Consider the following 13257-nt stretch of genomic DNA (forward strand, 5'->3'; position numbering starts at 1 on the left):
GTTTGAAGCAACTTATAAGATTTTTGATTATATATCATCAAGTATAGCGTGATTAACTTCGACTTTATACTTTGATTCCAGATAGCTAATCAACTGTTCTTTTAGCGATATCATCACACGTTTTCCGGTGTCAAGCGTGTTTAATTTGCCATTTGATGAATGCATTTCTTTTAGAACACCTATTATAATTTCATTATTGTATTGAATAGGATCTGTCACTGAATCAGTTGTTTTCATATTGAAAATCTCTTCTACAAAAGAAAAGGGGTAGTTTTGTTCATTGCGGTGCATCTGCTGACCTTTAACTAATTCCACACCTTGAATTTCTTCCAAATCTGTTTTTTCTCTTAGTTGAACTGCAACCTCTTGCCCAAATTTAAACATTCTTTCTTTTATAAACTCACTACGCCAAAGCTCTACCGCTAATGCCTTGCCTTCTTCAAAACTTTGCAATTTGGGTGGAACGATATCGACGATTTTTACACTAACAACAGCGTCCTCAACGCCCTTAAAATAACCTTTCTGATCCTTTTCTCGCGAAAAAATGAAAGAAATCAAATCACCAGAATCTCCTACGTTATTACCGCTTTGATCTTTTCCACTCGCATCTACTGGACCAATAGTTTGTATAGGTAAATTATATTCATTCAATATTTCTTCAATTGTTGAACCATTGTATATTTTATAGTTCACTTGGTTTATGAAATCATTGACTCTTTCAAAAGACTTTTGGTTAGTTAAAACTGACTTTATGTCTTGTTTTAAATCAACTAAGTCTTCATCAGAGATTTGATGCGCACTTTCCACTTTTACTATGTGCCAACCAAAACTGCTTGCTAAAACTTCACTTACTTCACCTACTTTGAGAGCAAATACCTTCTCTCTCACGTCTTCTGGTAAAAAATCCTTAGTTATATTATTTACTCTAGTTTCCTCAAGTTTTGCTTTGCCAAACTCTTCTACTATCTGTTCAAAGCTTGTTTTACCCTCCTCAAATGCTCTTCTTGCTGTCTCAGCTTCTTCTTTGGTAGAAAATATTACATTGAATATATCTCTTTGATCTTGAAGTTCTTGTTGTTCTATTATACCATCAACTTCTTCATCTGAGATCTTGATTTGATCTTCAAAATACTTTTGGTCTAGGGAAATATATTGCGCAGTTCGATACTCAGGATAATAAAAATGGGATTTATTTCTTTCGTACAAATCAAGCAAGGCTTGATCATCTGGTTCAGGAATGTTTGTAACTGCATCTTCAGTTATTTTAACAATATCAACTACTCTAGTTTGGTAGCGACTTTTGTATATCTGCTCATCAATTCTCTCGCCAAAAGTTACTGGATAATTATCTTTAAATAATGAAGTCATGAACATCATTGCAGGCAGGACTTTCTCTAGCTTTGCTATATACTCTTTCTCTGTCATATGCAGGTCATTTAGCGTTTCATAGAATTTATTTTTGTCAAATTCACCTTTATCATTTTGAAAGTATTTGGTGTTTTTAATATGGTTTTTTATAGACTCTTCTCCAACTGTCAACCCCAGCTCACTAATTAGGTTAAACAATAGTTTTTGCTCTATAAGTGCGTTAAGCAAATCATATTTCAGCTTTTTTACTTGTTCTCTACTCGCATCAGATCCAGAAATTTGCTTTTCATAATTTTGATATAGTGATTTATACTCATCTGACGTTATAACTTCTTTTCCAACCCTAGCTACCTCTTCTTTTTCATCATCACCTGATAAAAGGTTGCCAATTCCCATGAAGATTAACAAGCAAGCTAAAAGGACAACGGTTACTTTAGTGAAAAAATTTTTAACATTCATTTTAAACCCAGTTAATTAATGGTTAATTATAGAATAGTGATAATTTAATTCTTGTAAACCTGTTGCTTTATTAGCTAATATATATAATATTACAATATATTAACTTAAAATTTAACTCTCTAATCTTAAATAGGAACATATGTTTAACTGAGTTATACTATACCTTAGGAAGGGGAAATATTTTGTTTGAAATATGCTTAAAGGTAAGCGCATTTAATTAACTTAAGAGGTGGGAAGTGACAAACAAAAAGTTATTGAATGACAAAATTAATGCTTTTTTAGTTTTAATAGTTTATATTTTAGCTCTGTATAACAGTAAGGGATACTTTAAATGGGAGATGCTTTTTTGATGTCAATGGAATCTTCTAAGGGCAATAACGATAGAAATAAACAGTTTCTAGTGCAAATAGCTGCTTGGTTAGTAGACAACACTGGTTTAACTTTTAATCAAATAGCACAATGTTGCAGGTTGGCCCTTGAAGAAGTACAAGACATAGCTGATGAGGAAATAGAAGTCGAAAAATATAACCCTATTATTTCTGGAGTAATTACTGAAAAAGAAATCGATGATTGCAAAAAAAATCCAAACCGTGTACCAAATTTGATTATAAAAAATATAAAAAAAAGGAGTAAAGCGATTGGTAGCATTATTGGCTTTGCCTCTACGGCAAGACGTAGAGATAAACCTGATGCGATTTATTATTTAGTAAAAAAATTTCCTATCTTGGACAATAACGTTATAGCTAAATTAATTAGTACAACAAATTACACAGTTGAGCAGGTAAGAGATGGATCTCATCATAACATGCAAAATATAAAACCCCAAGATCCTGTATTACTCGGCTTATGTAGTCAAGAAAATTTAGAAGCAGAAGTGGAAAAAGCAAAAGTAGAAGAGGAGAAGCAAGAAAGGTTAAAAAAATATAAAGAATAGCTATTGAAAATCCTCAAATTTTTGTGCTTTGTTAACATTAAATTAACTTGACTTGCTAGTGTTTATTAGTATAATGTAAGTAAAGTACGGGGTTTAATGATAATTAAGCTTAATACGCACTGAAACTAATTCAGCCTAATTTATTATCTTATAGTCACATTTTAGGTTAGTAAGCATCAATTAAAATTTTTGGAGGATTATGACAACAATCAATGAAGATGTTTTGGCAAAAGGAAAGGTTACAGCTCAACCTGAAAAAAGTGAGCAAATTTGCAATAACGATACAGTAAAACAGATGGTCAATGAAGGTACTGAGAAAAACAGAAAAACATTAGATCTGAGCGAATTAAAAGAGAAAACAGCAGAAGAATTGTTAGAGTTAGCTGAAGAAAGAAAAATTTCAACTAACGGTAAAAGCAATGGTAGAATGCTAAAGCAGGAAATAATATTCAGCTTAATGAAGAAAATGAGTGAAGAAGGAGGCATAACCACAGGGAGTGGAATAGTGGAAATATTGCCTGATGGTTTTGGTTTCTTACGTTCAGCAAGTGCAAATTATGCCCCAAGTACCGATGATGTTTATATTTCTAACGGGCAAATAAAGAAGTTTAATTTACGTACAGGAGATATGGCATATGGAGAAATAAGGCCACCTGGTGATAAAGAGAGATATTTTACTTTAACTAAGGTTCAAAGTATAAACTCTACTGAAGTAAGTGAATTAAGAAAGTACGTCCATTTTGATAATTTGCTTCCTCTTTATCCTGAGGAAAGCATAGTACTTGAGTGTAATAATGGTGATGATAAAAAAGGCTTAAGCATGCGTGCTATAGATATAGTAGCTCCTCTTGGAAAAGGGCAAAGAGCGTTAGTAGTTGCTCCGCCTCGCACAGGAAAAACTGTATTGCTTCAGCAAATGGCTAACTCTATAGCTATAAATCACCCTGAAGTAGAATTAATAGTGTTACTTATAGATGAAAGACCTGAAGAAGTAACAGATATGATACGTTCTGTAAAAGGTGAGGTAGTAAGTTCTACGTTCGATGAGCCTGCTTACCGTCACGTACAGCTTGCTGAAATAGTAATAGAAAAAGCTAAAAGAATGGTTGAGCATAAAAAAGATGTGGTAATTCTACTTGACAATATTACTAGACTTGCACGTGCTTATAATGCGGTTATTCCTTCGTCTGGGAAAGTTCTAACTGGTGGTGTAGATTCAAACGCACTGCAGAGACCAAAACGCTTTTTTGGAGCAGCTCGTAATATTGAGAATGGGGGTTCTTTAACTATAATCGCCACAGCTCTTATAGAGACTGGTTCAAAAATGGATGAAGTTATTTTTGAAGAGTTTAAAGGTACAGGAAATGCTGAGATCATACTTGATAGAAAACTTTCTGATAAACGTATATTTCCAGCTATTGATATTACAAAATCCGGAACAAGGAAGGAAGAGCTATTAGTTGATAAGGCTATACTAAATAAAATATGGGTGGTGCGTAGGATACTCAATCCTATGGGACCTGTTGAAGCAATGGAATTTTTACGTGACAAACTACTTTTAACAAAGAGCAATGCTGACTTTTTTAACTCCATGAATCACTAAAAGTAAGCCAGTTATGATGGATATGCTGAGCAAAAAGTAAAACGCTCTTATAGCTAAAATAATTCGGATTTACCAAAATATATTTATAGTTAAGTTGGCAATTTACCTTAAGTTAGCGCGTGACGCTGGGATGACACCATTGGTGGCAGACAACTAAAGGAAAACTCAACTAGATTTATAGTCTATCACTACCGTATTTGCAATTTTGTCATGAAAAGCTTGTTTATGTTCATCATCTACTGCACATACTAAAACTAGGATTAGTATAGCTAAAAGTAAAATAGGATTATAAAGCGATATACAGTAAATTATGAAAAAAGCGATGGTTCTTTTTATTGCTTGTATTACAGTGATCTGCTCAAATGTATCTTTGTCTTTTACACGCATGCTAAATAACAAGTGTCCTGGAGTGCCGCCAAATTTTACTAGCATGAATATATGAAATATACATGGTATCATTCAAAATAAAGAAAATACAATCGTGGTGATTACAATTATTGCATCCATGATCCCTTGTATTGCGTGTGTAAGTGAGAAACCCACCGCCATTAAACCAAATGGTATTGCGATAAATAAAATACAATCAACTATAAATGCTAGAGTACGTCTTGTCATCGTTGAGTAGTTTACTTTTTTATCCATGTACTACCATAAAGAAAAATATCAACTAGATTTATAGTCTATTACTACTGTTCTTGCAAATTTATCATAGAATGTTTGTTTACGTTGATCAAATATTGCAAACATTAAAGCTAAAATTAGTATAATGAAAAAACATGCAGAAACATAATCAGGCAGAGAATAAAACAGAAAATCATGAATAATCCAAATGCCTCCCTGAAAAATACATCTTATTGTTGCTTGCATTAGAGTGACGTTTTTAAATGTATTTGCGTCTTTAATACATATGCCACACAACAGCTTTCCTGGAGTGCCGCCGAGTCTTGTTATCATTAATATTTGTAATACTGTGAATGGTACCAATATTATGACTGTTACAAAAAATTCTTCTAATAATGTTACTGTTTCTGGTTGTTTAAATGCTCGAAGAAAATCATCTTTACCTAAAGATATAAGCATAACAATAAGTAAAGGAAAGAGGAATATGATTTGATCAAGTATTGCTGCTACAGTACGCCTTGTAAACCCTACATAATTTACTTTAACACTCGTTTCAGTATTCATATACGCCTCACTTATGTTTCATAATATCATCATATAATATAAAAATACGTTATTAAATAACCGTAAATATACTAACTTGGGTAATATTAGCTACTTGTGCCACTCTATTATTTAAATTAATATTAAATCATTTATAACTAGGAAAGTTATGTCAACACCAATCACAGTTGCATATGGCGACGGTATCGGACCAGAAATTATGGAAGCGGTGCTGTCGATATTGCGCGAAGCAGAAGCGAAAATCTCAATAGATATTATTGAAATAGGTGAGCGTGTTTACAGTAAAGAATGGTCTCACGGAATTTCTCCAAGTGGTTGGGAATCAATTGAAAGGACAAAAATATTATTAAAATCTCCGACAACAACTCCTCAAGGTAAAGGCCACAAAAGCTTAAACGTTGCACTGAGAAAAAATCTAGGGTTGTATGCAAATATCAGACCATGCATTTCATATCATCCTGTTATAGAAAATAAATTCGATAAGTTTGATATCGTAGTGATACGCGAAAATGAAGAGGACGTTTACACCGGAATAGAGCATAGGCTCACTGGTGACTCTTACCAATGCACTAAAATTATTACTAGGTCTGGCTCAGAGAAGATATGCAGGTACGCTTTTGAATACGCGAAAAAACACAACAGAAAAAAAGTAACTTGCCTGACTAAAGATAACATAATGAAAATGACTGACGGAACTTTCCATGCCGCGTTTGATCGCATTGCAAAGGAATACCCAAATATAAAGGCAGAACATTATATAGTTGATATTGGAATGGCACGTGTTGCCACAGAACCGGAGAATTTTGATGTTATAGTAACCGAGAACTTATATGGCGACATATTATCAGACATTGTGGCACAAACCTCTGGATCTGTGGGGCTTGCCGGAAGTAGCAACATCGGAAATGAATACGCAATGTTTGAAGCAGTGCACGGTTCTGCCCCTGATATTGCAGGAAAAAACATAGCCAATCCTTCTGGTCTTTTAAATGCTGCAGTGCATATGTTGGTCTATATCGGTCAAGCAAATACTGCAAAGTTAATTTACGATGCGTGGCTGAAGACTTTGGAGGATGGAATACACACTGCCGATTTGTATAAGGAGAAAAGAAGTAAACAGAAAGTTGGTACCAAAGAATTTGCAGAAGCTGTTATAGATAATTTAGGAAAGAAACCTGCTGAGCTTATAATTGGCAGTGGTTCGGATAGTAAAATAAATTTGGATAGTAAAATAAATAAAGTACAAGACAATTACGAACAAGATTACAAAGTTAAAAAGCTAGTGGGTAGTGATATAACTCTCGCTTGGGACAAATCCAGTAATGTTGATCAAATAGTAGGATTATTTGAATCAAGTAATCTGCAAATGATAGCAATATACTCAAAAGGACTTGCGATTTGGCCAGGAAATTCAAAACCTTCAAGTGACCAAATAACCTTTAGGTTTATCGCAAATAATGAAAAGCAAGCTATTACAAATAGTGATGTAAATAACTTGCTAATCAAGCTCGAAGAAAATAGCTTTGACGTGGTGAGAATGGATAAGTTGTATTTATATGATGGGAAAGAGGGGTTCTTCGTTTAAATATTTAAAAGAGGTGTGGTAAATGAAATGGACTCAAAAAAAGTAGAACTAATATTTGAAAAATTTCAACAATCAAATCCTGCGCCAAAAATAGAGCTAAATTATACCAATCATTTTACATTATTGGTTGCGATAGTTTTGTCAGCACGGACAACTGATGTAAGCGTTAACAAAATTACAAGAGAACTATTTAATATCGCTGATACGCCAGAAAAAATGCTGAGCTTGGGACAAAATGAGCTGAAGAAATGCATAAGCAGTATTGGTTTATATAATTCCAAAGCAAAAAATATAATCGGGCTCAGCAAAATATTGATTGAGCGGTACAATAGCAAAGTGCCTACTGATTTCGATGATTTGGTGTCTTTGCCGGGAGTGGGGAGAAAGAGCGCTAATGTGTTCTTAAATTCGGGGCTTGGCATTCCAACATTGGCGGTTGATACTCACGTTTTTAGAGTGAGCAATAGAATTGGGCTTGTGAAAGAAAAAGATGTGTTTAAAACAGAGCAATCTCTTTTAAATGTGGTTCCCAAAAAATACCTGCTTTATGCTCATCATTGGCTAGTTTTGCATGGTAGATATGTTTGCAAAGCACAGAAACCTTCGTGTGAAACGTGCATAATTCATGATTTATGTGAATTTGAGTGCAAAAGGTATAAAGTCTAGTATTTCTTCTTTTGTCATCCAAGTGCCCTCTTCTTGTCATCTCAGTGCCCTGACTACTTGGATCCAGGAAACTTAACTCTACACTAAGTAAATGTACAATAAGAACTAGATCCCAGACTGGAATGACAGCAGTCCTACGTCATACCGCGATTCATTCGCGGTATCTCATCAGCTAACAAGCAGCGGGATGACAGCAATCTACGTTATATATTTTAAGCTTAAGCATTAGATGGAGCAGGGAAGCACTCTGTAACTGGCCTTATATCAAAATACAATTTTGCAGCAAGAACATTTCCGTTGTAATTAAGGTTCTTAAGATGTATATTAATGAATCTTGTTTTCAATAAATAATGAAAGTAATAATTGTCATGATAATGTTATTGTGTAGCAGTTACACAATGGCAAGCGAGAGAATAAGTCTAGTGGATAAAAAACTATCTCAAGGGTATGTAGCTCCAGTGCTTACAGAAAATAGCGTTATTTTATCAGACAAGCACGGTGCTTTATATTCCTTTGATATTGATAACTCAAAGGCTATGAATTGGAAATTACACCTCTCACATAGGAAAAAAATTGGTAACATGAGCCTATCACATTATGAAAAAAATGTTTTCTTTATAGTGGATAACACTTTACACGCAATAGACACAAAAACTGGCAAGATTGAGTGGGAAAAAGAATTGAGAGCTCCAGTAAGAGGGAAAGCAGCAGTGATAAATAATAAATTGGTAGTATTGACTATTGATAATTATCTGTACGTGTTTGATATAAAAGATGGCAGCTCCGTTTGGACTTATCAAAACGGTATCAATGAGGTTCGAGGTTTGTATTCCATATCGCCAGCAATTTCTAACGATAAAATAATAGCGCCATTTTCAAATGGTGAGTTAATAGCTTTTAATGAAGACGGTAAAAAATTGTGGAGCCAAAAATTGGCTACAAACTTTTTGGATACACAGCTCACAGATGTAACTACTACACCGAGAGTGCTTGGCGATACTTTAATAGCTACAAACAATTCTTATATTTATGGTATTGACGTAAAATCAGGGAATATTTTATGGTCAAAGTCACTGCAAGTAAAAAGTGTATCAAACATTGAATCATATTACAGTCCTCTTATCCCTCCAAAGGAGCAAAAAGAAGGCGGAAGAATTTTTATAGTTACTAAAGACGATAAAATAATTGGCCTGGATATAAAAAATGGAGAAACAGTCTGGGCATCTGATTTAATAGAAAATACGCAATTGTTTGCTCCAATTATGCATGCCCATACACTGTGGGTGACAAACAATAAAGGTTCAATGTTTGCTTTTCCGGGATCTGAAAGTGCAGGAAAGGTAGTCAAAGTACCTGGTAATGTGTTTCACACTCCAGTGTTTACTCACGATAAAATATATGTAACAACTGAGGGAAAAGGTGTTTATTCTTTAGAAAATAGGTTTGTTCTTTATGATTGATTATGACCTGATTGTTATAGGTGGTGGTCCAGGTGGTTATAAGTGTGCTATCGCTGCTGCAAAACTTGGATTGAAAGTTGCCTGCATAGATAAAAATAGCATTTTTGGTGGTACGTGCCTGCGGGTTGGGTGCATACCCTCCAAAGCATTGCTCCATTCTTCCTATCAGTATGCTCACACGAAAAATGATCTGTCAAAGCTTGGCATAAAAATTAAGGACGCAAGTTTCGACTTAAAAGAAATGCTAGGCTATAAGGATGCCAGAGTTCAGGAACTTGGAAAAGGTATAGAATATCTATTTAACCTTCATAAAATCACTAAAATCAATGAGCTTGGGAAAATTACTTCTTTTGACCAAGGTAATCTTGAAGTTTCAGTTGAAGAAAAGACGTTAAAGGCAAAAAATATAGTAATTGCAACCGGTTCTGACGTTATTTCTCTGCCAGGAATTAATATCGATGAGAAAAGTATTATTTCATCAACTGGTGCATTGTCTTTAACTGAAGTACCAAAAAAACTTGTCGTAATCGGAGCCGGGGCAATAGGGCTTGAAATGTCTTCTGTATGGAGCAGGCTAGGGTCTGAAGTCACTGTAGTAGAATTTTTTGATAGAATCGCTGCAGCAATGAATGGAGAATTAAGTAAGTCTCTACTTTCTAGTCTACAAAAACAAGGAATAAAATTTTTACTTAGCACTAAAGTTGAGGAGATAAAACAAAGTAGTAACTCTTTGAGTGTGAAAGTTTGCTCTGTAAAAGATAATCAAACAAACACTATAGAGGCGGATAAGGTATTGGTGGCAGCAGGGCGCAAACCATGCACTGAGGGTCTTGAAAAAATAGAAAAAGATAATCGCGGTTTCGTTCAAGTTAACAACAGATATGAAACTAATGTGAAAGGAATATTTGCTATTGGTGATGTGATTGGTGGAGCAATGCTTGCTCATAAAGCAGAGGAAGAAGGAGTGGCAGTTGCAGAGATAATAGCAGGACAGTCACCTCACGTTGATTATGAAATCATACCATCTGTCATTTACACTCACCCTGCGGTTTCTTCGATCGGTAAAGCCGAAGAGGAACTCAAAAATGCTGGCCATAAGTACAAAGTTGGTAAATGTCAATTTGCTGCAAACGGCAGAGCAAAAATAACTGATGATGCTGAAGGATTCGTGAAAGTGTTGACTTGTAGCAGAGCAGATACAATACTAGGTGTGCATATCATAGGAGCATACGCTGATACGCTAATCAACGAAGCAGCAGTTGCAATGGCATATGGCGCAGCAGCAGAGGATATATATAGAATTTGTCACTCTCATCCTGATATAAATGAAGCCTTTCGAGATGCGTGCATCGATGCTTTCTTTAAAAAATAACCGTGGACCTCGGTTCAATCATTGAAAAATGGTATGAGTGGCTGAGGTGCAACAGATCTTATTCACCAAACACTTTAGAGTCATACATGAGGGACTTGAAGGATCTTATAAGTTTCCTAAATACTCACATTGGCGGAGAAGTAAATGTTGGTACTCTGAAAAATTTAAGCATACCTGAGTTAAGAAGTTGGCTTACCTCTCGTTACGCAAGAGGTGTGAATGCAAGATCTAACGCTCGTGCACTCTCAGTAATCAGAAATTTCTTCAAGTACATAAAAAACAACCACAATATAGACAATGAAGCTGTATTTTCCTTATCAAGGCCAATTCAGAGAAGAACTCTGCCCAAAGCATTATCAATACCTGATATAAAAACTTTAGTAGACTTCTTCTTGTATAACTATTATTTACATGGGGCTCACTCTTCTTTGTCATTCCAGCGCGTGACGCTGGAATCCAGAAAAAAAGAAGAAGAATGGATCCCAGTGTCAAGCACTGGGATGACAGGAGGTAACGCAAAAAGTCTAGTACAAGAAATAAAATTATCTGACTTGGGTGAACCTTGGGTGGTAAAAAGAGAAATTGCGATTATTGTCCTGCTATATGGTGCAGGCTTAAGAATCAGTGAAGCGTTGAACCTTAGGGTTAGTGATATCAGTAGCGAAAACTTAATAATCACAGGTAAAGGAGATAAACAAAGGCAGGTATTCATTCTTCCGGTAGTAAAAAAATGTATACAGGAATATGTAAAAGCCTGTCCTTATCTTGGCATTAATAATGAAGCACAATATCTTTTTTTGGGAGTAAGAGGAAAAAAATTGGGTAGAACTTATGTGGCTAATCGTTTGCAGAAAATAAGGAGAATGTTAAATTTACCAGAAATTTTATCTCCACATGCATTTCGTCATAGTTTTGCTACTCATTTGCTTCAGGAAGATATTGACATAAGATCAATACAACAACTGCTTGGCCATTCAAGCCTGGAAACCACTCAAGTTTACACTCACCTCAGTTATCAAGATGTTTTTAATATGTATAAAAATTTTCAGCAGAGTTTGGAGAAGAAATCAAAACCTTAACTTCGTTCTAAATCACCAAGCTGAGTGCTTTCAACATCACTAAGTCTTGTATTTGCTCCATATAAACTACAACATCCTAATAAAAAAAAGCCAGTGCAACTGCTGTAAAGAAAGCACTTATTATCCCTGGATAATCTTCTATTACTAAACATGCAACAACAGTATATACTCCAAGCAATATAAAACATGCAGAAGCGTAGTTGCTTAGTTTTCTACCAGAAGAAATTGCTTGCGAGGATTTTTCGTTTTTATCATTTAAACTTTGATTTTGAGTACGAAGTTGAGCATTTTCTTTAGTAAGTTGATTTACCTGATCAGCAAGAGTCCTTGTCCGTTGACCCATCTTTTTTTGTTCTTCTTGGTTCAAATCCTTTGTCCAATTTGCTTTCTCACGAACAATCCTATCCAGCTCTTGCTCTGTTTCTGCAAGTTGAGTTTTTGTCTTTCCAAGTTCTTCTACAAGTTCTTGTACAAATTGCTCAAAATCTACCGGTATATTATTCATACTTGCTAAAGGTTGCACTGCGCTTGCAGAAAACTTTTCATTTAGATAATTTTTAACGGACTCAGTTGGCTCACTAGCATCCCTCAATGCAGCAGTAACAATTGCACGATTTATGAAACAATTATCTTCTACCAATTTTTTTACATCATTTAAATCCTTGCTATTAATAGTATCGGTTAATCGCCCTGTAATAGCTTGTCCAATTATTTGCTTTAATTGTGCATACCGCTCGTGACTAAAATCTAGGTCTTTATGTTTTAAAAGTTTTGTCAATACTTCTTCGTTATCTTGTGTTATTCCTTGTAAACATGATTTGATAATTAAGCTAAGCGGTGTTTCTACTTTTCCATTTTGGTTTCTTTTCCAGTGATTAGGATTAAGCTCTTGATTTAATAGTCTTTTCGCTTGGTAAATGTTTCCGCTAGAAAGAGCAGCTAATAATTCTTTTCCTTTTTGTGCTTTTGTTATTTCCATTGTAAGATACGAAAAGTCTTTCTTCTGATTTTCCCCAATTTGTTCAATATATTTCCTAGGAGTGCACCTATTACCTATTACATAACAGTCATTTTCAACGTTTATATCTAACTCTGGATGTCTAAGTAACATCTGTACAAAATCCTTATTTTCCATGAGAAAGGCTAGATGTAGAGCTGTATTGCGTTTTTTAGTTTCTTGAGCATTAATATTTAAACTTTGATGTTGTAAAAGCAACATCATCATTTTTAAGCATATAGGACTGTCATCATTATTTATGATAATAGTCATTAGTGGTGTATATCCCTTGTCAAACGCATTAACATTCGCACCTTCTGCTATAGCTTGTTTAAAAGCTTCTAGGTTTTCATCATCAATAGCACCAAATAACTTTTTTGTTGATTCACTTAGCTGTCTTGAAGTTGTCGAATTTTGAGCTTGCGATGCCGTGTTATCACCACCTCCATAAGCTCCATAATATGCTACACCGTTTCTATAAGGCATACTAAACCCTCTTTATTAATGATTTACTAATATAATTATGTAAAAGAAAAGGAAAATTGCAAG

At 34.7% G+C, this 13257-nt stretch carries 11 protein-coding genes; 7 read left to right on the forward strand and 4 right to left on the reverse strand.

Translation table 11 applies throughout. The features are described 5' to 3' along the window. Window positions 1-27: 27 nt before the first annotated feature. Window positions 28-1827 carry a peptidylprolyl isomerase gene (locus OPR57_RS01185; RefSeq protein WP_265036840.1) on the reverse strand — a complete coding sequence of 600 codons (1800 nt, stop codon included), beginning with the start codon at window positions 1825-1827 and terminating at the stop codon, window positions 28-30. A 331-nt stretch (window positions 1828-2158) separates the two neighbouring features. Here OPR57_RS01185 and OPR57_RS01190 point away from each other — a divergent pair, with 331 nt between their 5' ends. Both OPR57_RS01190 and rho read left to right on the forward strand, forming a co-directional pair. Further along, window positions 2159-2761 (forward strand): cell cycle transcriptional regulator TrcR, encoded by a 603-nt coding sequence (locus OPR57_RS01190; RefSeq protein WP_265036841.1) that lies wholly within the window; start codon window positions 2159-2161, stop codon window positions 2759-2761. Window positions 2762-2960: 199 nt separating this feature from the next. After that, entirely contained in the window at window positions 2961-4364 is a 1404-nt protein-coding gene (rho, locus tag OPR57_RS01195) for a transcription termination factor Rho (RefSeq protein ID WP_265036843.1), read from the forward strand. A 165-nt stretch (window positions 4365-4529) separates the two neighbouring features. Here rho and OPR57_RS01200 read toward each other — a convergent pair whose 3' ends face one another. Together OPR57_RS01200 and OPR57_RS01205 are read right to left on the reverse strand one after the other, a co-directional pair. Further along, window positions 4530-4823, reverse strand: a complete 294-nt coding sequence (locus OPR57_RS01200; protein WP_265036845.1) for an RDD family protein — start codon at window positions 4821-4823, stop codon at window positions 4530-4532. 204 nt (window positions 4824-5027) lie between these two features. Continuing rightward, window positions 5028-5549: an RDD family protein gene (locus tag OPR57_RS01205; protein ID WP_265036847.1), complete on the reverse strand. Its 522-nt coding sequence runs from the start codon at window positions 5547-5549 to the stop codon at window positions 5028-5030. 148 nt (window positions 5550-5697) lie between these two features. Between OPR57_RS01205 and icd the strand changes: the two genes are divergently transcribed. From icd to OPR57_RS01230, 5 genes are all read left to right on the forward strand, one after another. Continuing rightward, window positions 5698-7134 (forward strand): isocitrate dehydrogenase, encoded by a 1437-nt coding sequence (gene icd, locus OPR57_RS01210; protein ID WP_265036849.1) that lies wholly within the window; start codon window positions 5698-5700, stop codon window positions 7132-7134. 27 nt (window positions 7135-7161) lie between these two features. Then, on the forward strand, window positions 7162-7800 hold the full coding sequence (nth, locus tag OPR57_RS01215; RefSeq protein WP_265036851.1) for an endonuclease III: 639 nt from the start codon (window positions 7162-7164) through the stop codon (window positions 7798-7800). Window positions 7801-8150: 350 nt separating this feature from the next. Continuing rightward, window positions 8151-9260 (forward strand): outer membrane protein assembly factor BamB family protein, encoded by a 1110-nt coding sequence (locus tag OPR57_RS01220; protein ID WP_265036853.1) that lies wholly within the window; start codon window positions 8151-8153, stop codon window positions 9258-9260. Next, window positions 9253-10632 (forward strand): dihydrolipoyl dehydrogenase, encoded by a 1380-nt coding sequence (lpdA, locus tag OPR57_RS01225; RefSeq protein WP_265036855.1) that lies wholly within the window; start codon window positions 9253-9255, stop codon window positions 10630-10632. The genes OPR57_RS01220 and lpdA overlap by 8 nt, the downstream gene beginning before the upstream one ends. A 2-nt stretch (window positions 10633-10634) precedes the next feature. Continuing rightward, a complete protein-coding gene (locus OPR57_RS01230) occupies window positions 10635-11711 on the forward strand; it encodes a tyrosine-type recombinase/integrase (RefSeq protein WP_265036857.1) in 1077 nt (358 codons plus the stop codon). 76 nt (window positions 11712-11787) lie between these two features. Here OPR57_RS01230 and OPR57_RS01235 read toward each other — a convergent pair whose 3' ends face one another. Continuing rightward, the gene (locus OPR57_RS01235; RefSeq protein ID WP_265036859.1) at window positions 11788-13194 is read right to left on the reverse strand and encodes an ankyrin repeat domain-containing protein; all 1407 of its coding nucleotides are present in this window, start codon (window positions 13192-13194) and stop codon (window positions 11788-11790) included. Window positions 13195-13257 lie beyond the last annotated feature (63 nt).

The organism is Wolbachia endosymbiont (group A) of Anomoia purmunda (genome assembly GCF_947251545.1).
GTDB lineage: Bacteria > Pseudomonadota > Alphaproteobacteria > Rickettsiales > Anaplasmataceae > Wolbachia.

Excerpts from the sequence above, each read along its gene's own strand:
- OPR57_RS01205 (WP_265036847.1), bottom strand. The coding sequence starts at position 5,549 with ATGAATACTGAAACGAGTGTTAAAGTAAATTATGTAGGGTTTACAAGG.
- OPR57_RS01220 (WP_265036853.1), top strand. The coding sequence starts at position 8,151 with ATGAAAGTAATAATTGTCATGATAATGTTATTGTGTAGCAGTTACACA.
- OPR57_RS01185 (WP_265036840.1), bottom strand. The coding sequence starts at position 1,827 with ATGAATGTTAAAAATTTTTTCACTAAAGTAACCGTTGTCCTTTTAGCT.
- nth (WP_265036851.1), top strand. The coding sequence starts at position 7,162 with ATGGACTCAAAAAAAGTAGAACTAATATTTGAAAAATTTCAACAATCA.
- rho (WP_265036843.1), top strand. The coding sequence starts at position 2,961 with ATGACAACAATCAATGAAGATGTTTTGGCAAAAGGAAAGGTTACAGCT.
- lpdA (WP_265036855.1), top strand. The coding sequence starts at position 9,253 with ATGATTGATTATGACCTGATTGTTATAGGTGGTGGTCCAGGTGGTTAT.
- icd (WP_265036849.1), top strand. The coding sequence starts at position 5,698 with ATGTCAACACCAATCACAGTTGCATATGGCGACGGTATCGGACCAGAA.
- OPR57_RS01200 (WP_265036845.1), bottom strand. The coding sequence starts at position 4,823 with ATGATACCATGTATATTTCATATATTCATGCTAGTAAAATTTGGCGGC.
- OPR57_RS01235 (WP_265036859.1), bottom strand. The coding sequence starts at position 13,194 with ATGCCTTATAGAAACGGTGTAGCATATTATGGAGCTTATGGAGGTGGT.
- OPR57_RS01190 (WP_265036841.1), top strand. The coding sequence starts at position 2,159 with ATGGGAGATGCTTTTTTGATGTCAATGGAATCTTCTAAGGGCAATAAC.